Raw genomic sequence first — 24,202 nt, forward strand, 5'->3', positions numbered from 1 at the left:
ACCGCCGAGCGCGGCCGCCACCCGGTGGATCTTCTCGGTGGCGATCAGCGCGTAGGCGCACAGGAAAACCGCCACCGCCAGCCATGCGGTGACGCTCACGCGGCCACCGCCCGGTCCAGCAGCGCCTCAAGGATGGTACGGCCGGTCAGCGGGTCAACGGTGACGGCCAGGGGATGGCATGCCAGATCGCGTGCGCGCACCTACAAGCCTCTTTCGTGATCGACGTTGAGAATCGCCGACCAGACTTCCCGGCACACCTGACACCAACGTACCAACCATCCGCAAACGGTGCCGACCGGGCATCTATGTCGTATCGAGGGGCCGCCCGTTCGTCTGTGAGGTGAGGGCCATGCCTTCGGCGCCTCACCGATCGACCCGAAGGAGCGAGTTCATGAATCCCACGTTGAACACGATCGACATACTGGTGTCCGACCTGGACGCCGCCATCGCCTTCTACGCCCGGCTGGGGCTGGAGTTCAAGATCGATGAGCATTCACCCGAGCACGCCGGCTGTGACCTGCCGAACGGCCTGCATGTCATGCTGGACACCGAGGCCTTCCGCACGCCGCACCTGCCCGGCTGGATCGCGCCCTCCGGCGGCCCACGCACCCTGCTGTGCTTCGAGTTCGGCGCCCCCGCCTGGGTGGACGCCAAGTACGCCGAGCTCGTCGGGGCCGGATACCGGGGGATCGCCGAGCCGTTCGACGCGTTCTGGGGTATGCGGTACGCCACGGTGGCCGACCCTGACGGTAATGGCATCGACCTGTACGCCGCCCTCGCGGCACGCTGACACGACAACATTGAGGAGAACGAACGTGAAGTACGTGCTGATGTTCGTCGAGACCGAAGAGTTCGCGGAGCGCCTGCACGCCATGGGCGACCTTGAGCGCGAGGCCGCCTACGCCGCCGTCAGCCAGTGGTTCGCCGACCACGCGGACAGCATCACCCACCATGTTCGTCTGGCGCCGGTGCACACTGCCACCACGGTACGCATGGGCGAGGGCGAGCCTGTCGTCACCGACGGGCCGTACGCCGAGGGCAAGGAGGTGGTCAGCGGGTTCGCCGAGGTCGAGGTGGCCGACCTGGACGAGGCGCTGAAGATCGCTCGGTCCTGGCCGGCCTGTCCTGTCGTGGAGATCCGCCCCATCTCATGAACGAACGGGTGAGCCAGGAGGTGCTGGCGGGGGTGGTGCGCGAGCACGCGGGCCGGCTGGCCGCGTCCCTGGCCTCACTGCTGGGCGACTTCTCCGCCGCCGAAGACCTGGTGCAGGATGCCGTCGAGACCGCGCTGCTGCGCTGGCCGGCCGAGGGCATCCCGCGCAGGCCGGACGCCTGGTTGTTCACCGTGGCCCGGCGGCGCGGGCTCGACGTGCTGCGCAGGGAGTCGAACTACCGGGCCAAGCTCGCCCAGCTCACCTGGTCGGCGCCCGCCACCACCGACGACCGGCTGCGGCTGATCTTCATGTGCTGTCACCCGGCGCTGTCGCGTGCCGCGCAGATCGCGCTGACCCTGCGCGTGGTGTGCGGGCTGTCCACCGCGCAGATCGCCGCGGCGTTCCTGGTGCCGGAGTCCACGGTGGCGCAGCGCATCACCCGCGCCAAACGCAAGATCGGCGAGGCGGGGATCCCGTACCGCCTGCCTGCCGACGAGGAGCTGCCGCAGCGTGTCCACGAGGTGCTGGCGGTCATCTACCTGCTGTTCAACGAGGGCTATCTGTCCAGCACGGCTGAACGGGCGCAGGCACGCGACCTGGTCGACGACGCCGAGTGGCTGGCCGCGCTGCTGGCGAACCTGCTGCCGAAGGAGCCGGAGGCGGCCGGGCTGCTCGCGCTGATCCGGTTGCACCGGGCGCGCGGCACGGCCCGCTTCGACCTCCAGGGCCACTTGGTGCTCCTGGCCGACCAGGACCGCGGCCTGTGGGACCGGCGGGCCATCGAGCGGGCCACCGCCCTCCTCACGCGTACGGCCTGCGCCTACCGGCGTCCGGGGCCGTACCAGCTGCAGGCGGCGATCGTGGCCTGCCACGCCGAGGCCGGCACCTTCGCCGCCACCGACTGGGCGCAGATCCTGGTGCTGTACGACATGCTGCTGCGCCTGGCGCCCTCACCCGTGACGCGCCTGCACCGCGCCATCGCCCTGCGACACGTCAACGGCGCCCAGGCGGCCCTTGCCGAACTGGACGACCTCGGTAAGGAGCTGGAGGGTTATCCGCTCTGGCACGCCACCCGAGCCGAACTGCTGCGCGCCCTTGACCGTGGCCAGGAGGCCCGGCGGGCCGACCAGCGGGCGCTCGATCTGACCACCAACCCGGCCCAGCAGGCGCTGCTCAGGCAACGCCTGGGCTGGGACTGAGCGCCTCGGGCCCCTTGGTCAGGGCGCCGTGGCGATGCCGTCGAGCAGGGCCAGTTCGTCGTCGCTCAGCCGGAGGGCGCCCGCCGCGATGTTCTCCTCCAGGTGCGCGCGGTTGCCGGTGCCGGGGATGGCGAGGATGTGGTCGCCGTGGTGCAGGGTCCAGGCGAGGCGCACCTGTGCCGGGCTCGCGCCGTGGGCCTTCGCGACCTTGGCGACCTCGGCCTGCCCCGTCTCGTCGTGGCCGCCGTGCGGGGTGGCCCCGGGGAGCGAGGTCGCGACGGTGAAGAAGGGCACGAAGGCGATGCCGTGCCGGGCGCACGTCTCGACCAGGGCCTCGTCCTGCCGCTCGGTCAGGCCGTACCGGTTCTGCACGCAGACCACCGGCGCGATCGCCATCGCCTCGGCCAGTTGCTCCGCCGAGACGTTGGAGACGCCGAGATGGCGGATCAGGCCCGCCTCGCGCAACTCGGCGAGCGCGCCGAAGTGCTCGGCCACGGAGCCGGGCTCCTTGTCCATCCCGGCGCCCCAGCGCAGGTTGACGACGTCGAGGTGGTCGAGTCCGAGCTGGCGGATGTTCTCCTCGACCTGGGCGCGCAGCTGGTCCGGCCGCGCGTACTCGAACGCGCCGTCACGGGAGCGGGCCGGCCCGACCTTCGTGGTGAGGACCAGATTCCCGGGGTACGGCTGGAGCGCCGTGCTGATCAGCTCGTTGGCCGAACGGGTGGGCAGGAAGTAGAAGGCCGCGGTGTCGATGTGGTCGACGCCGAGCTCGATGGCGCGGCGCAGCACGGCGATCGCGTCGGCGCGGTCCTTGGGCTTGTCGTCCCATGGCATGCCGGTCAGGCGCATCGCGCCGAACCCGACGCGGTTGACCGTACGGTCGCCGAGCCGCCAGGTGCCCGCGGCGGTGGCAGGTGTGCTGTTGGCGTTGTCGTGGTGAATCGTCATGTTTCTCAGCGTGCGGTCACGCTCCCTGCTTGTCCGAGAATGGCAACATCCTGCCGAGCTAGCCGTTATGGGGTGGGGTCATGCAGAATCGATGGTGTGCGGATGAGCGACGGCCTCACGCGCGTGAACGAAGCGGTCACGGTCGTACGAGGCGAAGAAGAACTGTTCCGGCGGATAGGACACCTGCTCGCGACCGTCACCGACCTCGCATGTGCGGCCAACGACCTGGCCACCTGGGCGGCCGACCACAGGTCGGACGAGCTCGCCGCGGCGACGGCGGGACGCGCGGCCGGTGTGCGCATCCGCAAGATGTACCGGTCGGCGCTGCTGCTCGACTCGCTGTCCGCGCACGAGCTCGCCCGGCGCCGCGACCAGTTCGGCGCGGAGATCCGCATCACCCACGAGGAGATCAACGAGACGATCGTCATCGACCGCCGGCTCGTGATCCTGGCGGGCGATGTCAGGGCGGGTCAGCGCAGCTACAGCGTGATCAGCCAGCCGGAGACCGTCCAGGGCGTGATGTCGCTGTTCGAGACGGCGTGGCGGTCGGCGACCGATCTCGCGGTCTACGACGCGCAGGTCGCCGACATCCGCCGGCTCGCGCCCGCCGTGCTGGACCTGCTCAGCCAGGGCGTCAAGGACGAGGCCGCCGCCCGCCGGCTCGGCCTGGGCGTACGGACCTATCGACGCCGGGTCGCCGAGCTGATGGACGCGCTCGGCGCCGGATCACGTTTCCAGGCCGGTGTCCGGGCCCGCGAGCTCGGCCTGGTCTAGGCGGGTTCGTCTCCGGAGGTGAACGCGGCCAGAATGGTGCCGTACCGCACCAAGGAGAACACCATGGCCAAGTACCTGCTGCTCAAGCACTACCGCGGAGCCCCGGCCCCGGTCAACGACGTGCCGATGGACCAGTGGACGCCGGAGGAGCTGTCGGCGCACGTGCAGTACATGCGCGACTTCGCCGCTCGTCTCCAGGAGACCGGGGAGTTCGTCGGCCATCAGGCGCTCGCCCCGGAGGGCACATTCGTCCGCTACGACGGCGAGGGGCGGCCGCCGGTCACCGACGGCCCCTTCGCCGAGACCAAGGACCTGATCGCCGGCTGGATGATGATCGACGTCGACTCCTACGAGCGGGCGCTGGAGCTGGCCGGTGAGTTGTCCGCGGCCCCGGGCGCGGGTGGCAGGCCGATCCACGAATGGCTCGAACTGCGCCCGTTCCTGTCCGCGCCCTTGACCACGGAGTGACGCACGGTGGACGAGGCCCTGCTGCGGACCCTCACCCCCACGGTGATCGCCGTACTCGTCCGTCGCGGAGCCGACTTCGCCGCCGCCGAGGACGCCGTACAGGAGGCCCTGGTCGAGGCCGTACGGGTGTGGCCGGACGACCCGCCGCGCGACCCCAAGGGCTGGCTGGTCACGGTCGCCTGGCGTAAGTTCCTCGACGCCGTCCGCGCCGACGCCTCCCGGCGCAACCGCGAGCTGCGCGTCGAGGACGAGCCCATGCCCGGACCGGCCCGGGTGACGGACGACACACTCCAGCTGTACTTCCTGTGCGCGCACCCGTCCTTGACCCCGGCCTCGGCCGTCGCGCTCACGCTGCGCGCGGTCGGCGGCCTGACCACGCGTCAGATCGCGCAGGCCTACCTCGTGCCCGAGGCGACCATGGCCCAGCGGATCAGCAGGGCCAAGCGCACCGTCTCAGGGGTGCGGTTCGACCAACCGGGTGACATGGCCACGGTGCTGCGCGTGCTCTACCTGGTCTTCAACGAGGGCTACTCCGGCGACGTCGACCTGGCCGGCGAGGCCATCCGGCTCACGCGCCGGCTCGCGGCCGCGACCTACCACGAGGAGGTCGCGGGCCTGCTCGCGCTCATGCTGCTCCACCACGCCCGGCGCCCGGCACGCACCGGCCCCGACGGCCGGCTCGTGCCTCTCGCCGACCAGGACCGCAGCCTGTGGAACACCCGGCTGATCGCCGAGGGCGTCGACGTGCTCCAGGCGGCGCTCGCCCGCGGCCGTCTGGGCGAGTTCCAGGCCCAGGCGGCCATCGCCGCGCTCCACGCCGACGCCCGTACGGCCGAGGAGACCGACTGGGTGCAGATCGTCGAGTGGTACGACGAGCTGGTGCGCCTCACCGACAGCCCGGTGGCCCGCCTCAACCGGGCCGTCGCGGTCGGCGAGGCCGACGGCCCCCGGGCCGGCCTGGCAGCGCTGGCGGAGCTCGACCCCGCCCTGCCCCGCCACGCCGCCGTCGCCGCGTATCTGCACGAGCGTGACGGGGACCAGGTGGGCGCGGCACGGCTCTACGCCGAAGCCGCCCGATCGGCTCCCAGTCCGGCCGAACGCGAGCACCTCACGCGGCAGGCCGCACGGCTCGACGAGCGGCTGCGCGGGAAGGCGGACGACGGGCACTCCCCGGCCCACTAGCTCAGGAAACCGGGCCGGCGGCTGAGGGACCGCGCCGCCGGGCACGTCAGTGGCGTCCGGTACGCCGTCCGTGCCCGGGTCGCGCGCGGGTGCTCCGGGTGTTCCTGGACGTCAGCGGTGCAGCAGGAGCGGCAGGGTGCTCCAGCCGTGCGCGATGAACGACGGGACGTGCCCCACCTGGCTCTCGTCCACCGCCAGCCGCAGGTCAGGGAACCGGGCGAACAGGGCGGGCAGGGCGGTGAGCGCCTCCTGGCGGGCGAGCGGAGCTCCGATGCAGCGGTGCACCCCTATGCCGAACGCCAGATGCTCAGCGCTCTCCTTGGTCGGGTCGAACCGGCCGGCGTCCTCGCCGTGCTGGTCGGGGTCGTGCCCGGCCGCCATGTAGCTGGTGATGATCGCGTCGCCCGCCTCGATCCGTACGCCGGCGATCTCGATCGGCTCGATGGCGAAGCGCAGCGGCAGGTTGGCGATCGACGGCGCCCAGCGCAGCGTCTCCTCGATCACCGCGTCCCAGGTGATCTCCCCCGCCAGCACACGCCGGAGGTGGTCCGGATGGGTGAGCAGGGCGTGCACGGCGTTGCCGATCAGGTTGACGGTGGTCTCGTGCCCGGCCGCGATCAGCAGCAGCAGGGTGTCGCACAGTTCGGTGTCGCTGAGCGAGTCGCCCGTGTCACGGACGTTGATCAGCTCCGTGGTCAAATCGTCGCCCTGGTTCTCGCGCTTGTACGCCACCAGCGCGGGCAAGACGGTGGCGATCTGGGCCGCCGTGGCCGCCGCCTGCTCCGGGGTTGCGGTGGTGTCCATGATGGCCTCCATGACCTGGGCCATCTCCTCCCGCATGTGCGCGGGAACCCCGAACAGTTCGCAGATCACGCGCATCGGCAGCGGGTGGGCGTAGGCGCTGCGCAGGTCGACGGACCGGCCGGGCGGCTGCGCGGCCATCGCGTCCAGCAGCTCCGCGACGATCTTCTCGACGATCGGCTGCATGGCCCTGGTACGGCGCGCGGTGAAGCTGGGGGCGATCAGCTTGCGGAGCCGGCGGTGTTCGTCGCCGTAGGCGCTCAGCATGTTGGACACGCCGATCCAGGTCATGATCCAGGACCAGCCCGGCGTGGTGAGCGCCCGGTCGAGCTGCCGCCAGTGCCGCTTGTCCTTGCTCACCATCGGGTCGAGGATGAGCTGCTTGAGCAGATCGTGGCGGGTGACCGCCCAGGCCGGGATGCCTCCCGTGAGCTCTACGAGGACCAGGGGGCCGAGGTCACGTAGCCGCCGGACCTCCCCGGGGAGGTCGGTGCCGAAGGGGTCGAGGGCGACGGGGGCTGAACTGCCCAAGGGGATTCTCCTGGCTGGTCAGGGCGAATGGGAGTGAAACGCACCGGCAGGTGGGCCAGCGCGCGGTGGAACGGCCCGGGCCGCCAGGAGAGCTCCTCGCGAGGCACGGTCAGTTCCAGGTCGCACAGATGGGAGGTCAGGCGTTCGATCGCGGTCATCGCGATGATCATGGCCGGGTCGCTGGCCGGGCAGCGGTGCGCCCCGGCGCCGAAGCCCAGGTACGCGCCGCCGTCGGAGCGCAGTTCCTCGGGCACGTTGGTGGGCTCGGTGTTGGCCGCGGCGTAGGAGACCAGGACCAGCTCGGCCGGCTGGATCCAGGTGCCGTGGAAGTGCACGGGCTGGAGCACGAAGTACGGGCCGTAGTTCGACATGGCCGGCTCGGCGCGCAGAGCCTCCATCAGGGCGTCGTACGTGCCGAGCGCGCCGTTGGAGAGCGAGCTGTAGTAACGGTCGTCGCTGACCATCCGGGAGATCGTGTTGGAGATCAGGTTGGACGTGGGCTCGTAGGCGGCGGCCATCACCAGCACGAGGGTCTCGGCCAGCTCGTCGGTCTTGAGCGCGGCCGGGTGGTCGATGAACCAGGACGTCAGATCGTCGCCCCGCCGGGCGTGCTTGGACTGGATCAGCTCGCCGATGTAGCGGCTGAACGCGTCGCTGCCCTGCGCGCCCTTCTCTCCGTCCGCCTCCATCATGTCCGCCAGGGCCTGGATCAGGCCGGCGCTGGCGGAGTCGGGCCGTCCGAAGAGCCCGTTGAAGATGCGGGCCGGAATGAGCGCGGCGAACTCGGAGACCAGGTCCGCCTCGCCCTTCGCGGCGAACTGGCTGATCAGCGAGTCCGACACCATGATCACCAACTGGCGCAGCTTGTGCGGCTGGACGAGCTCGAAGCAGTCGGAGATCACCTTGCGGAATCTGGCGTGCTCGGCCCCGTCGGTCATCAGCGCGTTCGGCCGGTAGCCCAGCATGGCGACCGGCCCGGCGGCCTCAGGGGTGGCGGGCAGCCGCGCCTGCCAGGCCTTGCCGTTCTTGCTCCAGACGCCGCCGACGTTGGTGAGCACGTCCAGGGCGGCCTGGTAGCCGATCACCAGGTGCGCCTCGATGCCGGGGGCGATCTCCACGGGCGCGACCGCGCCGTGCCGCCGGCGTAGCTCCGCGTAGATGGCCTGCGGGTCCCTCGCGTAGTCCGGTCCGTACAGGCGGCCCGCGTCGGGCATGTAGCGCAGGGTCATGACAACACCAGCTCTCTGATGTGCTCCACCAGCGCGATCAGGGAGGCGCGGGCGGAGGCGGGGTCGCGTGCGTCGCACACCACCAGCGGCGTGTGCGCGTGCAGGTCGAGCGCCTTGCGCAGGGCGTCCGGCGGGTAGTCGGGCGAGTCGGGGAAGTGGTTGACGGCCACCGCGTAGCGGATGCCGGCACTCTCCACCAGGTCGAGGACAGCGAAGCTGTCGTCGATCCTGCGGGTGTCGGCCAGCACCAGGACCCCCAGCGCGCCGCGCACCAACTCGTTCCACAAGACTTGGAACCGGGTCTGCCCCGGCGCCCCGAACAGGTACAGCACCACGCCCGGCATGGTGAGGCGGCCGAAGTCGATGGCGGTGGTCGTGGTCGTCTTCTCGTTCACGCCGGTGAGGTCGTCCACCAGCGTGCCCGCCTGGGTGAGCACCTCCTCGGTGTTGAGGGGCTTGATCTCCGAGAGAGCGTCCACCAAGGTCGTCTTGCCCACGCCGAACGGCCCGGCGATGACCAGCTTGACCGGTATGTGTTCAGTACTGATTCGGCTGTCAGAGAGCGCGGAGGCCACTGAGCACCAACTCCAAGATCTCAATGTCGGGCAGGTCGCTGATGGGCGGATCGCGGGTCAGCAGTGTTCCGCCTCCGACCAGCCCGGCGACCAGCAACCGCACGACGCAGTACGGCAGGCCTAAGTGCGCGGCGCACTCGTACACCGACAGGGGCCCGTCCCCCAGCAGGGACACCAGGTGCGACCCAGGAGGGGCCAGCCCGTTGGTGGCGGCGTCGGGCGCGACGTACACCAGCGTCGTGCGCTCGACGTGGATGTGCTCGGGCACGGTCAACCTCGCGGCGGCCATGAAGTCCGGGACGACCCGCCGCCGTTGCCGTCCGGAGGTCATGTCCGGACGCCCTGCACCCTGGCCGCACTGGCCTCGTCGAGAGCCTTGAGCAGCTTCTGCACCTGGAGCTGCACCTCGTAGGCCAGTGCGCCGATGTTGACCACACCGGTGGCGGCGACCACGATGGCCGCGCGGTCGCCGGCCGGGGCGACGTAGTAGTAGCCGCTGCCGGCGGAGATGACGATGTCCACCACCTCGTCGTCCGCGCCGTCGCTGAGGCCCGCGCACAGCGCGCGCGCCGCCCCGAGCACGGAGCTCGTCATGGCGGCGGCCCGCTCGCCGCTCTCGGTGGTCACGTCCGCCGAGCCGCCGAGGATGAGCCCGTCACGGCTCAGCACCACGCCGCTGACGACGCCGGGCAGTGCGAGCAGGGGTGACAGGACCCAGGACACGTCGAGGGGCAACGGGCGACCCTTGGCCTGAACACGGCCTGAAGCGCTGTGAGCGTCCATGGAAACGGTCATTTCCCTTCGGTTATGTCGTGCTGCTCGGTCGGGAGCGCTTCGCGGCGGCCCGCCTCGGCTCCCGCCTGGAAGTCCCCCCACCGTTTCTGGGCCTCTTCCGGGGTGGTGAGCAACCTGCCACCCGTACCGTCAGAATGATCTCCTGTGGTGGTCGTGGAGCTGGACGCGGAACGCGGCGACTGGCGGCGGCGCTGCGGCAGCGGTGCCAGGTCCTCCGCCTGCCGTTGCTGGGGGGCCGTCACGGGCTGGGGAGCCGTCACGGGCTGGGGCCGTACCGAAGAGGCGACCGGCTCGGGCCGGTGCGCCGCCACCGGCTCCGGCCGGTGCGCGGAGACGGCCGTCGATCCCTGTTGAACGGCCGTGGCGGCGGCCATGGGCTCCCGGCGGATGGCCGTGGCGGCCGGGGCGACCGCGCGCACCGGCTCGGGCGCCAGCACCGACGGCCGGGTGTCCTCCGGCATCTCCACCAGGAGGGCGGTCGGGATGTTCAACACGGCCTGTACGCCGCCGAAGGCGCTCTTCTTGACCGTGACCTGCATCCCGTAGTGGGCGACCTGGCGGCCGATCGCGGCCCAGCCGGTGCGGGGCGGGTTGCCGAGGTCGACCAGGCGCACGGGATGGTTGCCGCTCAGCAGGCGGCCCGCGCGGGCGTACTGGTCCTCGTTGAGGCCGACGCCGGCGTCGTCGATGACGATGGCGGCGCCGTTGTTGGTCTCGTGCACGGCGATGGTCACCTTGAGCGTGCCGTGGGAGTGGTGGACCGCGTTGGCCAGCAGCTCGGCGGTGGTGAACAGGATCGACTCCGCGGCGCGAGCGGCGACCCCGATCCTGCGGCGCAGGTGGTTGGCCGGGCCCTCGATGCGCAGCTCGAAGTTCTCCACCCGGGAGACGGCACCCACCACCAGGTCCACCAGGTAGGTGTCGTCACGCGACAGGCCGGGGGTGGCGCCGCAGGCGATGCCGGTGACCTGCATGCGGCGGATGATCAGCTCGTTGAACATGTCGAGGCCCAGCACCTCGCGCAGCAGCGCCGTGTGCTCGTCGCCGCTGTAGCGCTGTTGCACACCGGCGAGCAGGTCCTGGGCGCGCAGCGCCTGGGTCTGCACGCGGGACATGGCGCCCCTGATGACCGCCTGGGCGGCCTCGTCGATGCGTTCGCTCTCGTCACGGATGCCGCGGGTGAGCGCGTCGAGGATGGCGCGGTGCTGCCTGTCGAGGTCCGTGCCGGCGAGCGCCTGGTTCTGCATGCCGGGCACGATCACGTGCGGGGAGCGCAGGTGGGACAGCAGGGCGGGAATCCGTTTGGAGATCAGGTGATCGGTCTCCACGCGCAGGAGGTCGTGCTGGGCGCGGACCTCGCGGAGCAGGTCCGCGTTCTCCTGGGCCTTGCGTTCGGCCTGCAGCAGGCGCTGGCTCCAGGCGCTGGACTCGCGGGTCAGGTGGTCCTGCGCCTGACGTGTCTGTGCGAGCTGCCCGCGGGCCTGGCCGAGCCGGCCGCGTAGGCGCAGATAGAGGGTCACGACGCCCGCGAGGGCGAGCACGAGGACGGCGACGCAGATCACCATCGCGACGCTGAAGGAGTCTGACGGCATGAAAGTCCTGGGAGGTTGGGGAGGCGATGGGATCTGCCGACGCCACGGAAGCCTGTGCTAGCGGCGAGCGTCGATCTCGTCCGGTGGCCGACTGAGACCGCGCCCCCGTGGCGCGAACCCTCCGACGTGGCCGACGCCGCTGTGTGCCTGGTGCGGCTCTGTGTGAGGCATGGCGAGGCCAAACGACGGCATGGGAATTCTCGTCTCACTAGAAGGACGGCCCAATCGGGTGACCAGTATTCCGCTTAAGTCGCGTTAGTCAACCGTGTGCACGTTCTTCACTGCGTCCCTTTCAGCACCCCTGTGTCGAACCCCGGCGAGCCGCTTACGAGTCCCTGGTACGCAGCGACCTGCGCATATCACACTCGCGTACGCCGCCACGCACTCCGCGTGGTGGGATTTCGCACTGGGCAATCGGCGCAATTGGGTCGGAAACGCGCAAGAATTAACTACCTCGATGTCAATGGACGAGTCGCCGCCTGTTAGGTTCAGGGTCATGATCAAGGAAGGTCTCCTTCGACCAGGTCCAGCTGCCCCAGAACGCTGAGCGCGTCGGCGAGGTAGTGGCCGAAGTTGCCGTCCTCGCTGTAGGCCAGCGTGAGCTCGGCCGCCACCGCGCCCAGGAACTGGGTGACCGTCGTGGTAGTGAGCGTTGCCGAGCGCCTCGGCGACCTTCGTCGCCCGCTGCAGGACGCAGCCCCATGGCCTCGGCCGACGGCAGGACGTCGAGTTCCAGCAGGCTCACGCCCTCCAGGCCGACCAGCCTGACCCGTCCGGTGAGGAGCACGGCCGTGCCCGGCGCCCCGGGCAGCAGCGGCCGCACCTGCTCCTCCCCCGCGACGTTGTCGAGCACGATGAGGATCCTGCGTCCGGCCAGGCAGCTCCGGTCGAGCGCCACGCGCTCTTCCAGGGATCCGGGGATGCCGGTGGTGCTGACGCTCAGTGAGAACAGGAACCGGGCCGGACGCACTGTAGATCGTGGAGGGACTGGTTCGGTGGTCCACTCGGTGAAGAACCGATTGCGAACTCACCCCATGGGCTACCTCACAGCGCCGGCTTCCGTGGCCGGGACGTGGCCGACATCCGCAACGCCGCCGCTGGATCGGCGAAGCCTGGCATGACGACCATGATGCCCGCGGGCGGGCGCAGGCCGTCGGCGCGGTGGATCAGGGGGCCTTCACGACGGCGTCGATCTCCACCACGCTGCCGTAGGGCAGGTCGCGTACGCCGACGACCGTGCGGGCGGGTCGCGGCTCGGGCCAGAGGTCGAGGAACTGCTGGTTGGCCGCGTCCCGCAGCCTCATGTCGGTGACGAAGTAGGTCAGCTTCACCACGTCCTCCAGCCGCGCGCCCACCGTGGCCATGCGCCGCCGCGCGGTGTCCATCGCCGCGTCCAGCGCCGCCCGCTCGCCGCCCACCACGGTGCCGTCCTCCCGCAGCGGCAGCGAGCCGGAGACGAAGACCAGCCCGCAGGCGACCACGGCCGGGCTGTACGGGTGGTGTGGATCAGTGCTCATGGAGGACCTCCTGGCGAGCGGGTTCGGTCAGGACGCGGGCCAGCAGCGCGGGGTTGACGGAGCCGCCGCTCAGGATGGCGACGTGCTTGCCGGCGGTGTCCCCCGCGAGGTAGGCGGCGAAGGTCACCGCGCCGCTGGGCTCGGAGACGAGCCGGGCGTCCAGTGCGAGGCGCCGTACCGCGTCGAGGATCTGCTCCTCGCTGACGGTCACGATCTCGTCGAGGTGGCGGCGGATCTGCTCCCACGGCACCCGGCCCAGGCCGTGGGTACGCAGCCCGTCCGCCACGGTCCGGTAGGTCTGCTCGGGCTCCCAGGCCAGGCGGCGGCCCTCGCGCAGGCTCTGTTCCGCGTCCGCGGCCAGTTCCGGCTCGACCCCGACCACGCGGGTACGCGGTCGCAGCGCCTTGACGGCGGTCGCCACCCCGGCGGCCAGGCCGCCTCCGCTGACGGGGACCAGGACGACGTCCGCGTCGGGCAGGTCCTCCATGATCTCCAGGCCCACGGTGCCCTGACCGGCCACGACCGCCGGGTCGTCGAACGGCGGCACCGGCAGGTAGCCGTGCTGTTCGGCGAGCACGAAGCCGTGGGTGTCGCGCAGGGCCGGGGGCACCAGGACGACTTCGGCGCCCAGTTCCCTGACCACGTCGACCTTGTTCGGCGGCGCGGTGTCCGGCATCACGATCACCGCGCGCAGCCCGAGCCGCTGGGCGAGCCAGGCCACCGAGCGCGCGTGGTTGCCGCTGGAGTGGGCGACGATGCCGCGTTCCCGGGCCTCGGGCAGCGACTGCTTGATCTTGTTGTACGCCCCGCGCAGCTTGAAGGCCGCCGTCGGCTGCAGCGACTCGGGCTTGATCCACAGTGGCCGGCCGGGCTCCGCCGGGTCGAAGGGCAGCAGCGGAGTGCGTACCACCGTGTCGGAGATGCGTGCGGCGGCGGCGCGGATGTCCGCCTGCGTCACCTGCTCGGTCATGCCAGCCGTCCCTTCACGGCCCTGCCGGGTCTCGCGTCCGGCAGCACCTCGCCGTCCCTGACCACGAACTCGCCGTTCACCAGCAGGTGGTCGACGCCGGTCGAGGGGCGCCCCGGCTCGGTGTAGGTGGACCGGTCGCGTACCTCGTCGAGGTCGAACACCACGAGGTCGGCGTCCGCGCCTTCCTGCACCCGGCCCTTGCGCCGGAACTGCGGCGCCACCGCGGACAGCACCTCGGCGGGCCGCAGGGTGCACCGTCCCACCGCCTCGACCAGGCTCAGGCGGCCGGAGCCGCGCACCATCGTGGCGAGGAACCGGGAGAACGTCCCGCTCGTACGCGGATGGCCGGCGGCCGTGACCGGCAACGGCCAGGTGTCGTCCGGGGCGGCGAACGGGATGGCGTCGGAGGCGACCGCGGTGTCGGGAAGCAACAGGGCGCGTTCCAGCACCGACCAGTCGGCCGGGTCGTCCTCGTCCAGGTAGTGGATGGCCACCATCGTGCCCGGGTCGGTGCGCTGGATCTCGCGCAACCGTCCGGCGTCGCGAGGACGTTCGCCGGTGGCGGCGATCACGAGGTCGCGCGGCGTGATGCCGAGCCGGGGCAGGTTCTCCGGTGACAGGAAGGGCACGCCGATCGTGGTCATGCCGGCGCCGTAGGGGTAGGCCTCGGTGGACACCTTGAGCCCGTGCCTGCGTGCCCCTTCGACCACGGCGCCGACCTCGTCGATGGCGCGCAGCGACGTGCTGTTGATGTGGCACAGGTGCATGTGCGCGCCGGTGCCGGCCGCGGCGGCGACCACCTCGGCGATGCCTTCGAGCGCGGTGCCGGGGTCGTCGGGGTTCTTGAAGCGGGCATGGGTGAACGTGGGCACGTCGTAACGCTGGGCCAGCCGCGCCACCTGGACGTACTCTTTTCGCCCGGTCTGCGGGGCGTAGCCCAGTAGCACCCCGATGCCCAGCGCGCCCGCGTGCAACTGGGTTTCCAGCTCGGCCAGCACCTGGTCGACCTGGGCGGCGGTGGCCTTGTCGCGCCAGTGGGGGCCGCCGCACAGGTCGGCGAAGCTCTCCCAGCCGCCGTCCGGCTCGGCTCCGTCGAGGACCTTCATCCGGGCCATGGCCCAGGACGCGGAGTAGCCGTAGTTGATCGGGCGGCCCTCGTCGCTCGCGCGCCGATAGGCCTGTTCCACCGGGGCCGCGCCCGACTCCAGTTCCAGGGCCGTGGTGACGCCGTCCAGGGCCTGCATGCGCAGCGAGCCCACCGTCTGCGCATGGCTGTGCAGGTCGATGAAGCCCGGTGCCAGCACCCGGCCGGTGAGGTCGAGTTCGTGGCGGGCGGGCGCCGGTTCCTCGGCGACTGACGTGATCTTGCCGTCCGTGATGGCGACGTGGCGGACCGCGTCCAGTCCCGTTTCGGGATCCACCACCCGTGCGCCACGCAACAGTAGGTCATTCACCCTTTAATCATCACGATCCGCCCCAAGATGCGCCTATACTGCCGGAATCCGACATAAAGGGAGCAATGTCGTGATGGATTCCGTCATATTGCGGGAAAACGATCTCGAGCTCATCGACGCGCTGCAACTCAACCCCCGGGCGTCCTGGGCCGAGGTCGGCGCGGTGCTGGGCATGGACCCGGTGACCGCGGCGCGGCGGTGGAAACGGCTGGTGGACGACCGGCTGGCGTGGTGCACGGTCGCCCTCGGACGGCGCCAGCTGCACACCATGAGCGTGGCCTTCCTGGAACTGACCTGCGAGGCCGGCGCCGCCAACGAGGTCGCCGCGGAGCTGGCCCGGCAGCCGCACATGATCACGGTGCAGCACATCGCCGGCTCGTACGACCTGTGGACGATCGCGATCGCGCCCGACCTGGCCGACCTGTCCGAGTACCTGCTGTCCCGGCTCCCCCGGCAACCCGGGATCACCCGGGTGCGCACCCACATCGCCACCCGGGCCTTCGACCTGAGCATGCGCTGGCGGCTGCGGGTGCTCAACGCCGCCCAGGCCGGACGGCTGCGCCCGGCGCACCACCCGCACGCGGTGACCCGCCCGATGGACGAGATCGACCGCCGCCTGTTCGTCGCGCTGAGCACGGACGGGCGGCGCAGCTTCGCCGAACTGGAGGCCGAGCTCGGGCTGTCCGCCCGTACGGTGCAGCGTCGCATCAACCGGCTGGTCGCGGTCGGCGACATCACCTTCCGCTGCGACCTGGCCAGGCGGCTGGCGGGCTGGCACGACTCGGCGGTGTTGTGGCTGGCGATGCCGGACGACCACCTGGAGAGCACCGGCGAGCAACTCCTGAGCTGGCCCGAGACCCGCACCTGCGCGGCCGTCGCCGGACCCAACAACCTCTTACTGACCGTGGGCCTGCACAACGTGGCCAATCTGCACGAACTGGTCACCCGCCTGCGCCACGACTTCCCGCACGCCACGATCGTGGACAGGCAGCTGGTGCTGCGCCAGGTCAAGTTGTACGGACGGGTGCTCGACCAGGTCGGCCGCTGGTCCTCCACGACGCCGCTCGACCTGTGGGCGCTGGGGGCGGACGATCCCGGTGCGCCACCGTGAAACGATGACCGGTTCCTGCATGAACGCCGGTCAGGATGACGGTTTCCGGCGATGGAAGGGCCTGTCTGACTGGGCTGCCCATACTTTCCCAATTACCTGGCGGCCAAAGCCATCGCTGGCAACGCGAAGGAACCCCTCATGCTGAAAACCGGGCGACCAACGACCCTGGACCGGGTGCTGGGCGGAGTGGAACGGCTGGGCAACAGACTGCCCAACCCGTTCATCATGTTCGTCGGGATGTTCGTCCTGATCTCGCTCGCGTCGTGGGCCGCCGCGGCCCTCGGCGCCACGGTGCAACCACCCGGCGTCGCCGAGGCGACGCCGGTCAGGAACGTCCTGTCCGGCGAGGGCCTGGTGGACCTGCTCGGCTCCGCGGTGGACAACTTCGTGGAGTTCCCCGCTCTCGGCCCGGTGCTGACCGTGGTGCTCGGGGTGGGCGTGGCGCAGGGCACGGGGGCACTGGAGGCGGCGGTGCGCCTGGCCTTCTACCGGGTGCCGCGTTCCCTGGTGCCGTACGTGGTGGCCTTCGTCGCCTGCCAGGGGCACGTCATGTCGGACGCGTCCTTCCTCGTCATCCCTCCGCTGGCGGCGCTCGTCTTCCGCGCGGTCGGCCGGCACCCGCTGGCCGGGCTCATCGGCGCGTACGCCTGCACCGCCACCGGCTACGCCGGCGGGCTCCTGCTGGGCACGCTCGACGCCAGCCTCGCGGGCATCACCGAGAAGGCCGCGGCCCTGCTGCCGGGAAGCGGCGGCTACACCACCAACATCGCGATGAACTACTACTTCGGCGCCGCGGCCGGGCTGGTCCTGCCCGTCGTCGGCGGGTTGCTGATCTCCCGCGTGCTGGAGCCTCGGCTGCCCGCGTGGCGGCCCGCCGAGGGCGACGACGCGCACGTCGAGGTGACCCGCCGTGAGCGGCGGGCGCTGCTCGTCTCGGGGCTCGTGGTGGCAGGGTTCCTGGCGCTGGTCGTGCTCGCCTGGCTGGTGCCGGGCAGCCCGCTGCGCGGCGAGGACGGCTCACTCGTGCCCTCGCCCCTGCTGGACAACCTGGTGCCGATCATCGCGCTGGTGTTCTTCCTGTTCGGCTACACCTACGGCCGGGCGATGAAGCTGGACAAGGACGAGCGCAACGTCTACACGCTGATGACCGCGTCGATCAAGGAGATGGCCGGGTTCATCACCCTCATCTTCATCGTCGCCCAGACGCTGAGCGTGCTCTCCTGGAGCGGGCTGGCGACGTTCCTCGCGGTGAAGCTGGCCGACGCCGCCCAGGCCGTGGGGCTCGTCGGGTTCCCCGCGCTGGTCTTCCTGATCCTGCTGTCCTCGATGCTCAATCTGGTGATCACCTCGGGCTCCGGCCTGTGGTCACTGGAGTCCACGGTGATGGTGCCGGCGCTGATGTTGCTCGGCCTGTCACCGGCCATCATCCAGGCCACCCACCGCATCGGGGACTCCATCACCCAGGCGATCTCCCCGATGCACATTTTCCTGTACTTCATCCTGGCCTCCGCGCAGAAGTACGAGCCCGAACTCAAGCTCGGCACGCTGGCGTCCAGGCTCCTGCCGTTCGTGCCCGCGTTCGGCCTGGTGTGGGCGTGCGTACTGGCCGTCTTCTACTTCTTCGGCCTGCCGGTCGGCCCCGGCGCGGGGATCCACCTGCCCTGATCGGGGCGGCCTGCGGCACTTCAAGACCGAACGTTCTCCCTGCTAGACTTCCGGCGATGGTGCAGCACACAGGAGGTCAGGTGTCAGAAGCGCGATCGCGGCTGCTCGGCACCGCGACCCGGCTCTTCTACACGGAAGGGCTCCACTCCGTGGGGATCGACCGGATCGTCGCGGAGGCCAAGGTGACCCGCGCGACGTTGTACCGGCACTTCCCCAGCAAGGACGAACTCGTCGTCGCCTATCTCCGGGGAGCCGACCAGGCCCTGCGCGACCGGGCCGGCGAAGCCGTCGCCCGCGGCGGACCGGCGGCCGACGTCCTGCGGGCCATCGCCAGGGCGATCGCCGACGACATCAACTCGCCCGGGTTCCGCGGATGCGCCTTCCTCAACGCCGCGGCCGAATATCCGGACCCCGAGCATCCCGTGCACAAGGCCGTGCTCGCCCACCGCGAGTGGTTCCTGAGCACCGTCACCGACCTGCTCGCGCAGACCGGGCAGACGCCGCCCGAGCCCGCCGGCCGGCATTTCGTCATGCTGCGCGACGGCGCGATGGCGGCGGGCTGCCTGGCCGACCCGGTGGAGGTCAGCGAGACGTTCCTCCAGGGAATCGAGGGAATCCTGCGGTTCCGCTCGGGCTCCGCCGAGCAGAACGCCTAGCCGACGGTGACCAGGCCGCTCTCGTAGGCGGCGATCACCAGCTGCGCGCGGTCGCGGGCGTGCAGCTTGGCCAGTAACTGGCCGATGTGGGTCTTCACGGTGGCCATGCTGACGATGAGGCGTTCGGCGATCTCCGTGTTGGACAACCCCTGGCCGATGAGCTTGAGCACCTCGCGTTCGCGCGCCGTGACGCCGTCGAGGGAGCGGTCCGCCCGTTGGCGGGGTTGCGGCTGCCGGGCGAACTCCCCGATGAGACGCCGGGTGACGGAGGGAGCGAGCAGCGCCTCTCCGCCCGCCACGACCCGGATCGCGGAGAGCAGGTCTCCGGGCGGGGTGTCCTTGAGCAGGAACCCGCTGGCGCCCGCGCGCAGCGCTGAGAAGACGTAGGCGTCCAGGTCGAAGGTGGTCAGGATCAGCACCTTCACGCCCGCGGTCGCCGGCGCCCCGCAGATCCGCCGGGTCGCCTCGATCCCGTCGAGCTCGGGCATCCGGATGTCCATCAGCACGACGTCCGGCCGCAGCCCGGCGGCCCGCTCGACGGCCTGCAGCCCGTTCTCGGCCTCGCCGACGACCTCCAGCCCGGGGGTGGTGCCGATCAGCACCCCGAAGCTCGCCCTGAGCAAGTGCTGGTCGTCGGCGATCAGCACCCGGACGCCGCTCACGCGGGCACCCCCTCCAGCGGAAGCCTCGCGTGGACCCGGAACCCACGGCCCGCGAGCGGCCCGGCGGTGAACTCGCCCCCGTAGACGGCGACGCGTTCGCGCATGCCGACCAGCCCGTGACCCGGAGGGTGGCCGGCCGGGGCGCGACGGCCGTCGTCGGTCACTTCGATCTCCATTGCGTCGTCCCTCCTGTCGACCCGCACCACGCAGCGCGCAGGAGCGGCATGCTTGATCACATTGGTCAGGGACTCTTGCACGATGCGGTAAACCGCGACCCCGATCGTAGCCGGGATGCCGTCGAGCCCGTCACCGATCCGCAGGTCGACCTCGGCCCCCGCGGATGTGGCGTGCTGGGCGATCTCGGCCAGCCGGTCGGCGGTCGGCGCGGGCTCCAGCCGCGCGGCGTCCTGCGGATCCTCGTCGACGGCGCGCAACAGGCCGAGCATGCGCCGCAGCTCCCGAGCGGCCTCGCGGCTGGATGCCTCGATCACGGTCAGGGCCGAGCGGGCCTCGTCGGGCCGCTCCTCGGCGACGTGGAGGGCCACGGACGCCTGCACGGTGATCACGCTCAGGCTGTGCGCGACACCGTCGTGCAGATCGCGCGCGATGCGCAGCCGTTCGTCGGCCAGCACCTGCTGGGCGGTCCGCGCCTCGTGGTCCCTGCGGGCGCGCACCGTGCGCCCCACCATCCACACCGCGACCGGAATGATCATCTCGGTGGCGAGCACGGGCAGCGACCTGCCCCAGTCAGGCCGCGGCTCCTGCGACACGGCGAAGAGCACGGCCGCGGAGATCCCTCCCACGGACAGGGCGAGCGCGGCTACGGCACGGCGGAACGGCTCCGACACGGCCACCGGGTAGATCGCGAAGACGAGGAGCACGTCGGGCACCAGCGCCGCGTGGGGTGCCACCCACCGCATGGCCACGGCCACCATGCTCGTTCCCGCCACGATCGCCACCACGGGAACGGGCCGGCGGCGGCGGACCACCAGCGGCAGCGCCATGAGGACTCCGGCGAGGATCGGCAGCGGCTCCACCCTCGCCTCCGGCGGCACCTCCTCGATGATGGCCATCACGGTGAAGAACGTCAGGAACACGGCGATCGCCAGGTCCGCGAGGGCCAGGAACACGGGCCGCACCCTCAGCAGCAGCGGCGGCCGGAGATCATGGGTCATGGCCGAACGCTAGCCTGTAGGCGCCCGGCGGCGGCTCAGACCACGGTATGAGACCCATGACCAGACCATGCTCCGATGTCGCGGACGGCGGGATCCGCGACCGTTGACGGCATGATCGAACGAAGCGGACTCACCAGTTTCCTCAGCAACCACGGCGACCGGGCCGGGCGTGGCCGGGCGCGGGCCCTGACCATCGCGGGAGCGGTCGGGGGCGCAGCGGTCCTCGCGGCGACCATGGCGTCGCCGGCCAACGCGATCATCGGCGGGCGCGACGCCACGGAAAACTACTCCTTCACCGTGACCCTGCGCGACGGCAAGGACGTGCACTACTGCGGGGGCGTGCTCGTCGCTCCCCAGTGGGTGGCGACGGCGGGGCACTGCTCGCACGTCCCGATCGGCCAGGTCAGCGCCAAGGTCGGCGGCACCCACGTCGAGAAGGGCGGCAGCCTGCGCCACGTCACGAAGATCGTCAGGCACCCCCGCTACACTGCCGACCCCAACGACCTGCGGCACGACATCGCGCTCGTCAAGCTGGACCGGCCGGTCACGCAGAAGCCGATCAGGATCGCCGGCAGGCCCGGAGCTGCGAGCCAGCCGGTCCGCCTCCTGGGCTGGGGCATGACCTGCGAAGACGGAAACAAGTGCCCGGATCCGCCGGTCACCCTGCAGGAGCTGGACAGCGCGATCGTCTCCGACAAGCGGTGCACGGGCATCGACGCCGCCAGCGACATCTGCTCCGAACACCCCGCCAAGAAGGCCCAGAGCTGCATCCTCGACTCCGGCGGCCCCATGGTGCGCAAGATCGGGGGCCGCTGGGAGCTGGCCGGCATCACCAGCCGCGACGGCAACGAGAAGACCGACCCCAGCTGCGTCGGCCCCGGGGTGTGGACGGACGCCGCGGCCTACAAGGGCTGGATCACGAAGACGGCCGGCATCGCCGTGCCGGTGCCCCGCGAGCAGCGGGGCCGGTGAGGGATCCGCACCCGCGGGCAGTCAGAGGGTCGAGGCGAGCCCCTCCGCGATCTCCCTCAGCTCGGCGCCGACGGCCTCCCACCGGAGAACTCCTTGGCGTGGCCAGGGCTGAACATGATCTCCGCGCGCTGCCTGTCGCCCATCCTGAGGAAAAGCGCGGGGGGTGCCCTTCCCGCCGTCCTCACCCACCCACTGGACGACCAGATAGCCGGTCCAGTCGCCGATGGTCACTCCTCACCGTCGCCCTCGTCGCGATATCTCTGGATCTGGTCATCGATCTCCTGGACGCATCCTCGAACATGCAGATCTGGACGCAGTAGGCGCCGTTCTCCTCGCCGTCGTAGTCGTACGACGTCGTGTGATGGTCACCGAAGTCCAGCGACCCGTTCGACCATCGCGGCCGTTCGGGCAGATTTTCACCTGACCGTGTACGACAGCCCGAAGAAGCTGCGCAAGGTCGCTCCCGTCGTCGCGAGGAACCTTCGCCGCCATCTCGGCGAGTGACGTCGCGGCCGGGGCGTTCTGGGAGGCTGGAAGCCTGGAACACGAAAAAGGGGGACATGGTGCAGACGTTGAAGAGGGTCGTGGTGCTCGATCACCCCGACCCGCGGGGGCTCGATCCCGCGCTCGTCGGCCCGCAGGCGGAACTGATCGACGCCTCCGGGCGGGCCGACGCCCACGAGCTGTGTCACTCAGCCGACGTGGTCCTCGCCGACGCCGCCCCCGTGACCGCCGAGCTGGTGGGCAGGATGCGACGCTGCCGGCTGATCTGCTCGTACGGCGTCGGCGTCGACAACATCGACGTGGCCGCGGCGACGGCGGCCGGGATACACGTCTCGCGGGCGCCGTCCTACTGCGTCGAGGAGCTGGCCGACCACACGCTGGCGCTGATCCTGGCCTCCACCAGGGGCATCGTCCGCTACCACGACCACGTGCGGAGCGGCGGATGGGACCACTGCGGAGCCGGGACGCTCCGCCGTACCCGGGGGCGGGTGCTCGGCCTGCTCGGGCTGGGCCGGGTCGGCCGAGCCGTCGCGGCGCGAGCCGCCGCGTTCGGCTTCCGCGTGCTGGCGACGGTCCCGGTGGCCGACGGCCCGCACGCGGCGTTCGCCGAGCTCGTACCGCTTGAGCGGCTGGTCGCGGAGGCCGACGTGCTCAGCCTGCACGCGCCGCTGACGCCCGACACCCGGCACGTCATCTCCGCGGCCGAACTGGCGGCGATGAAGCCGACGGCCTACCTGGTCAACACGGCGAGAGGCGGCCTCGTCGACCAGCCGGCCCTGCTGGCGGCGCTGCGGGACGGCCGGCCGGCGGGCGCGGCACTCGACGTCCTGGCGACCGAGCCGCCGCACGCGCACGAGGAGCTCCTCGCCCTGCCGAACGTGATCGTGACCCCGCACGCGGGCTTCTACTCCGAGGAGTCGCTGGCGGACCTCACCCAGGAGGTGTTCTCGGAAGTCCGTGCCGCTCTGAACGGCGACCGGCCGCGCAACGCGATCAACCAGCCGGCGGTACGAGGTGCGGACCGCGCGGCGGGCTGACCTCGGCCCGCGTAGCCCGACGGGCTCCACCGCGTACGGCGGGCCCTGCGCTGGGGGCGCCAGCCGACCGCGAGCGTCACGGCCAGCAGCAACTCGGTGATGTCGCCGCCGTAGTACATGATCTCGGCCGCGCCGCGCAGTTGCTCCGCCGGCACGGGCACGTCCACCCCGATTCCGGCGTACATGAGCTGCGACAGCCCGCTGTGCACCGCGATCGCCACCCCGAGCACCACCAACCGCGCCGGCACCGAGGGACGCCCGGGGGCGGGGTCAGGTCCGGCGATCACCCATGCGAACAGGTAGCCCGACAGCAGGAAGTGCACGTGGACCGCCGCGTGCAGCCACTCGTTCGTCATGGTGTGCCGGTAGAGCGGGGTGCAGTACAGAACCACCATGCCGCCCACGCTGAGCACCAGCGCGACGACCGGGTGGGAAAGAGCGTGCATGACTCGTCCGCGCAGCAGGGTGCCCAGGCGGCGGGCACGGGCGGCGGGCAGGGAGCGCAGCAGCAGGGTCATCGGCGCTCCGAGCACCAGGCACAGCGGTGCCAGCATGCCGATGAGCAGGTGCTGCAGCATGTGGCCGCGGAAATCGGTCGCGGCGAGAGCCTGGATCGGCCCGGTCAGGGCGGCGGCCGTCAGCGCGAGGCCCGTGAGGAACGCCGCGCCGCGCCACCGGCTCCACGTCCTCGGCCCCGTGCGCGCCGCCAGCACCAGGTATGCGGCCCCCGCCAGCGTCAGGATCACCGGCAGGTACGCCGCCGCGTGCGCGTGACCGTCGTGGACCGTCACCGCGCCGGCTCGTCATCGCGGCACAGGTCGAGCACCCCGCCGGTACGTTGCAGCGCCCACCCGGCGAGCATGAGCAGCACGCCGAGCAGCAGGAACCCGAGATCCCACCAGAGCTGGTGCGGGCCGGTGCGCACGTGGTGGATGCCGAGCAGATGGTGGTCGATCAGGCCCTCCACCAGGTTGAACGCGCCCCAGCCGAAGAGGATCCACCCCCACAGCGTCCGCGAGCGCCACACCCGCCCGCGCGAGCCGGTGACGCGGGAGTAGAGCAGGCCGAGCCCGATCAGCACGGCCAGCCAGGTGACGGTGTGGAACAACCCGTCCCACACGGTGTTCATCCGCAGGCCCGGCACGGTGTCGACCGGGTAGGGGCGAACGCCGATGCGGTCGGTGCCGGTGCTGCTGAGCATGTGGTGCCACTGCAGGATCTGGTGCAGCAG

General features: G+C 71.1%; 24 protein-coding genes and 1 pseudogene. 11 read left to right on the forward strand and 14 right to left on the reverse strand.

The features are described from left to right. Positions 1 to 391 precede the first annotated feature (391 nt). The 3 genes from GUY59_RS36520 to GUY59_RS36530 are packed head-to-tail and all read left to right on the forward strand — an operon-like array spanning position 392 to position 2,353. Positions 392 to 790, forward strand: coding sequence for a VOC family protein (locus GUY59_RS36520; protein ID WP_138205492.1), 399 nt, complete (start codon positions 392 to 394; stop codon positions 788 to 790). 25 nt (positions 791 to 815) lie between these two features. Then, the gene (locus GUY59_RS36525; RefSeq protein ID WP_252375131.1) at positions 816 to 1,154 is read left to right on the forward strand and encodes a YciI family protein; all 339 of its coding nucleotides are present in this window, start codon (positions 816 to 818) and stop codon (positions 1,152 to 1,154) included. Then, positions 1,151 to 2,353: an RNA polymerase sigma factor gene (locus GUY59_RS36530; protein WP_138205494.1), complete on the forward strand. Its 1,203-nt coding sequence runs from the start codon at positions 1,151 to 1,153 to the stop codon at positions 2,351 to 2,353. Before GUY59_RS36525 ends, GUY59_RS36530 begins: the two co-directional genes overlap by 4 nt. 18 nt (positions 2,354 to 2,371) lie before the next feature. Here GUY59_RS36530 and GUY59_RS36535 read toward each other — a convergent pair whose 3' ends face one another. Continuing rightward, on the reverse strand, positions 2,372 to 3,301 hold the full coding sequence (locus GUY59_RS36535) for an oxidoreductase (RefSeq protein ID WP_138205496.1): 930 nt from the start codon (positions 3,299 to 3,301) through the stop codon (positions 2,372 to 2,374). A gap of 102 nt (positions 3,302 to 3,403) precedes the next feature. Between GUY59_RS36535 and GUY59_RS36540 the strand changes: the two genes are divergently transcribed. From GUY59_RS36540 to GUY59_RS36550, 3 genes are all read left to right on the forward strand, one after another. Then, the gene (locus GUY59_RS36540) at positions 3,404 to 4,075 is read left to right on the forward strand and encodes a response regulator transcription factor (RefSeq protein WP_138205498.1); all 672 of its coding nucleotides are present in this window, start codon (positions 3,404 to 3,406) and stop codon (positions 4,073 to 4,075) included. A gap of 63 nt (positions 4,076 to 4,138) precedes the next feature. Then, complete coding sequence (locus GUY59_RS36545) at positions 4,139 to 4,543, forward strand: YciI family protein (protein WP_138205529.1); 405 nt, start codon at positions 4,139 to 4,141, stop codon at positions 4,541 to 4,543. A 6-nt stretch (positions 4,544 to 4,549) separates the two neighbouring features. Beyond that, on the forward strand, positions 4,550 to 5,725 hold the full coding sequence (locus tag GUY59_RS36550) for an RNA polymerase sigma factor (protein ID WP_138205500.1): 1,176 nt from the start codon (positions 4,550 to 4,552) through the stop codon (positions 5,723 to 5,725). A 111-nt stretch (positions 5,726 to 5,836) separates the two neighbouring features. On the opposite strand, the gene GUY59_RS36555 is transcribed toward GUY59_RS36550, so the two are convergent. The 9 genes from GUY59_RS36555 to GUY59_RS36595 all read right to left on the reverse strand — a co-directional run bounded on the left by GUY59_RS36555 (position 5,837) and on the right by GUY59_RS36595 (position 15,189). Further along, entirely contained in the window at positions 5,837 to 7,057 is a 1,221-nt protein-coding gene (locus tag GUY59_RS36555; RefSeq protein ID WP_138205502.1) for a cytochrome P450 family protein, read from the reverse strand. After that, a complete protein-coding gene (locus GUY59_RS36560; RefSeq protein ID WP_201761761.1) occupies positions 6,961 to 8,286 on the reverse strand; it encodes a cytochrome P450 in 1,326 nt (441 codons plus the stop codon). The genes GUY59_RS36555 and GUY59_RS36560 overlap by 97 nt, the downstream gene beginning before the upstream one ends. Continuing rightward, a complete protein-coding gene (locus tag GUY59_RS36565; RefSeq protein ID WP_132335783.1) occupies positions 8,283 to 8,861 on the reverse strand; it encodes a GTP-binding protein in 579 nt (192 codons plus the stop codon). The genes GUY59_RS36560 and GUY59_RS36565 overlap by 4 nt, the downstream gene beginning before the upstream one ends. Beyond that, complete coding sequence (locus GUY59_RS36570) at positions 8,842 to 9,192, reverse strand: DUF742 domain-containing protein (protein ID WP_138205504.1); 351 nt, start codon at positions 9,190 to 9,192, stop codon at positions 8,842 to 8,844. Before GUY59_RS36570 ends, GUY59_RS36565 begins: the two co-directional genes overlap by 20 nt. Beyond that, positions 9,189 to 9,596, reverse strand: coding sequence for a roadblock/LC7 domain-containing protein (locus GUY59_RS36575; RefSeq protein ID WP_201761763.1), 408 nt, complete (start codon positions 9,594 to 9,596; stop codon positions 9,189 to 9,191). The genes GUY59_RS36570 and GUY59_RS36575 overlap by 4 nt, the downstream gene beginning before the upstream one ends. Positions 9,597 to 9,652: 56 nt before the next feature. Next, positions 9,653 to 11,248 carry an ATP-binding protein gene (locus GUY59_RS36580; protein ID WP_138205508.1) on the reverse strand — a complete coding sequence of 532 codons (1,596 nt, stop codon included), beginning with the start codon at positions 11,246 to 11,248 and terminating at the stop codon, positions 9,653 to 9,655. Between the two features lie 1,166 nt (positions 11,249 to 12,414). Next, positions 12,415 to 12,765, reverse strand: a complete 351-nt coding sequence (locus GUY59_RS36585) for a RidA family protein (protein ID WP_138205510.1) — start codon at positions 12,763 to 12,765, stop codon at positions 12,415 to 12,417. Next, positions 12,755 to 13,735 (reverse strand): threonine ammonia-lyase, encoded by a 981-nt coding sequence (locus GUY59_RS36590; RefSeq protein ID WP_132335793.1) that lies wholly within the window; start codon positions 13,733 to 13,735, stop codon positions 12,755 to 12,757. Before GUY59_RS36590 ends, GUY59_RS36585 begins: the two co-directional genes overlap by 11 nt. Then, a complete protein-coding gene (locus tag GUY59_RS36595; protein ID WP_138205512.1) occupies positions 13,732 to 15,189 on the reverse strand; it encodes an amidohydrolase family protein in 1,458 nt (485 codons plus the stop codon). Before GUY59_RS36595 ends, GUY59_RS36590 begins: the two co-directional genes overlap by 4 nt. Before the next feature lie 73 nt (positions 15,190 to 15,262). Between GUY59_RS36595 and GUY59_RS36600 the strand changes: the two genes are divergently transcribed. From GUY59_RS36600 to GUY59_RS36610, 3 genes are all read left to right on the forward strand, one after another. Continuing rightward, on the forward strand, positions 15,263 to 16,300 hold the full coding sequence (locus GUY59_RS36600; RefSeq protein WP_138205514.1) for an Lrp/AsnC family transcriptional regulator: 1,038 nt from the start codon (positions 15,263 to 15,265) through the stop codon (positions 16,298 to 16,300). Positions 16,301 to 16,438: 138 nt separating this feature from the next. Next, a complete protein-coding gene (locus GUY59_RS36605; RefSeq protein WP_138205515.1) occupies positions 16,439 to 17,965 on the forward strand; it encodes an AbgT family transporter in 1,527 nt (508 codons plus the stop codon). An 80-nt stretch (positions 17,966 to 18,045) separates the two neighbouring features. Continuing rightward, entirely contained in the window at positions 18,046 to 18,621 is a 576-nt protein-coding gene (locus GUY59_RS36610) for a TetR/AcrR family transcriptional regulator (RefSeq protein ID WP_252375132.1), read from the forward strand. On the opposite strand, the gene GUY59_RS36615 is transcribed toward GUY59_RS36610, so the two are convergent. Together GUY59_RS36615 and GUY59_RS36620 are read right to left on the reverse strand one after the other, a co-directional pair. Next, on the reverse strand, positions 18,618 to 19,283 hold the full coding sequence (locus tag GUY59_RS36615; RefSeq protein WP_132335803.1) for a response regulator: 666 nt from the start codon (positions 19,281 to 19,283) through the stop codon (positions 18,618 to 18,620). The two genes, GUY59_RS36610 and GUY59_RS36615, sit on opposite strands and share 4 nt — an antisense overlap. Then, the gene (locus GUY59_RS36620) at positions 19,280 to 20,458 is read right to left on the reverse strand and encodes a sensor histidine kinase (protein WP_138205519.1); all 1,179 of its coding nucleotides are present in this window, start codon (positions 20,456 to 20,458) and stop codon (positions 19,280 to 19,282) included. The genes GUY59_RS36615 and GUY59_RS36620 overlap by 4 nt, the downstream gene beginning before the upstream one ends. A 111-nt stretch (positions 20,459 to 20,569) precedes the next feature. Between GUY59_RS36620 and GUY59_RS36625 the strand changes: the two genes are divergently transcribed. After that, positions 20,570 to 21,430 carry a S1 family peptidase gene (locus GUY59_RS36625; RefSeq protein WP_138205521.1) on the forward strand — a complete coding sequence of 287 codons (861 nt, stop codon included), beginning with the start codon at positions 20,570 to 20,572 and terminating at the stop codon, positions 21,428 to 21,430. 560 nt (positions 21,431 to 21,990) lie between these two features. Beyond that, the gene (locus tag GUY59_RS49305) at positions 21,991 to 22,971 is read left to right on the forward strand and encodes a C-terminal binding protein (protein ID WP_138205523.1); all 981 of its coding nucleotides are present in this window, start codon (positions 21,991 to 21,993) and stop codon (positions 22,969 to 22,971) included. Between the two features lie 68 nt (positions 22,972 to 23,039). Here the strand turns inward: GUY59_RS49305 and GUY59_RS36635 are convergent. Together GUY59_RS36635 and GUY59_RS36640 are read right to left on the reverse strand one after the other, a co-directional pair. Beyond that, positions 23,040 to 23,762, reverse strand: a pseudogene (locus tag GUY59_RS36635) (cytochrome c oxidase assembly protein); the annotation flags it as partial. After that, positions 23,759 to 24,202 (reverse strand): DUF2243 domain-containing protein (locus tag GUY59_RS36640; RefSeq protein ID WP_161714875.1); only part of this gene is annotated, 444 nt, incomplete at its 5' end. The pseudogene GUY59_RS36635 and the gene GUY59_RS36640, both read right to left, overlap by 4 nt.

Origin of the sequence: Nonomuraea sp. K271, assembly GCF_009908215.1 — a bacterium.
Taxonomy (GTDB): domain Bacteria; phylum Actinomycetota; class Actinomycetes; order Streptosporangiales; family Streptosporangiaceae; genus Nonomuraea; species Nonomuraea longispora.

What these genes read in the sequence shown, in the direction of transcription:
- GUY59_RS36570 (WP_138205504.1), bottom strand. Translation starts at nt 9,192, where the DNA reads ATGACCTCCGGACGGCAACGGCGGCGGGTCGTCCCGGACTTCATGGCC.
- GUY59_RS49305 (WP_138205523.1), top strand. Translation starts at nt 21,991, where the DNA reads ATGGTGCAGACGTTGAAGAGGGTCGTGGTGCTCGATCACCCCGACCCG.
- GUY59_RS36535 (WP_138205496.1), bottom strand. Translation starts at nt 3,301, where the DNA reads ATGACGATTCACCACGACAACGCCAACAGCACACCTGCCACCGCCGCG.
- GUY59_RS36600 (WP_138205514.1), top strand. Translation starts at nt 15,263, where the DNA reads ATGGATTCCGTCATATTGCGGGAAAACGATCTCGAGCTCATCGACGCG.
- GUY59_RS36580 (WP_138205508.1), bottom strand. Translation starts at nt 11,248, where the DNA reads ATGCCGTCAGACTCCTTCAGCGTCGCGATGGTGATCTGCGTCGCCGTC.
- GUY59_RS36540 (WP_138205498.1), top strand. Translation starts at nt 3,404, where the DNA reads ATGAGCGACGGCCTCACGCGCGTGAACGAAGCGGTCACGGTCGTACGA.
- GUY59_RS36520 (WP_138205492.1), top strand. Translation starts at nt 392, where the DNA reads ATGAATCCCACGTTGAACACGATCGACATACTGGTGTCCGACCTGGAC.
- GUY59_RS36625 (WP_138205521.1), top strand. Translation starts at nt 20,570, where the DNA reads ATGATCGAACGAAGCGGACTCACCAGTTTCCTCAGCAACCACGGCGAC.
- GUY59_RS36560 (WP_201761761.1), bottom strand. Translation starts at nt 8,286, where the DNA reads ATGACCCTGCGCTACATGCCCGACGCGGGCCGCCTGTACGGACCGGAC.
- GUY59_RS36620 (WP_138205519.1), bottom strand. Translation starts at nt 20,458, where the DNA reads ATGACCCATGATCTCCGGCCGCCGCTGCTGCTGAGGGTGCGGCCCGTG.
- GUY59_RS36585 (WP_138205510.1), bottom strand. Translation starts at nt 12,765, where the DNA reads ATGAGCACTGATCCACACCACCCGTACAGCCCGGCCGTGGTCGCCTGC.
- GUY59_RS36605 (WP_138205515.1), top strand. Translation starts at nt 16,439, where the DNA reads ATGCTGAAAACCGGGCGACCAACGACCCTGGACCGGGTGCTGGGCGGA.
- GUY59_RS36530 (WP_138205494.1), top strand. Translation starts at nt 1,151, where the DNA reads ATGAACGAACGGGTGAGCCAGGAGGTGCTGGCGGGGGTGGTGCGCGAG.
- GUY59_RS36545 (WP_138205529.1), top strand. Translation starts at nt 4,139, where the DNA reads ATGGCCAAGTACCTGCTGCTCAAGCACTACCGCGGAGCCCCGGCCCCG.
- GUY59_RS36590 (WP_132335793.1), bottom strand. Translation starts at nt 13,735, where the DNA reads ATGACCGAGCAGGTGACGCAGGCGGACATCCGCGCCGCCGCCGCACGC.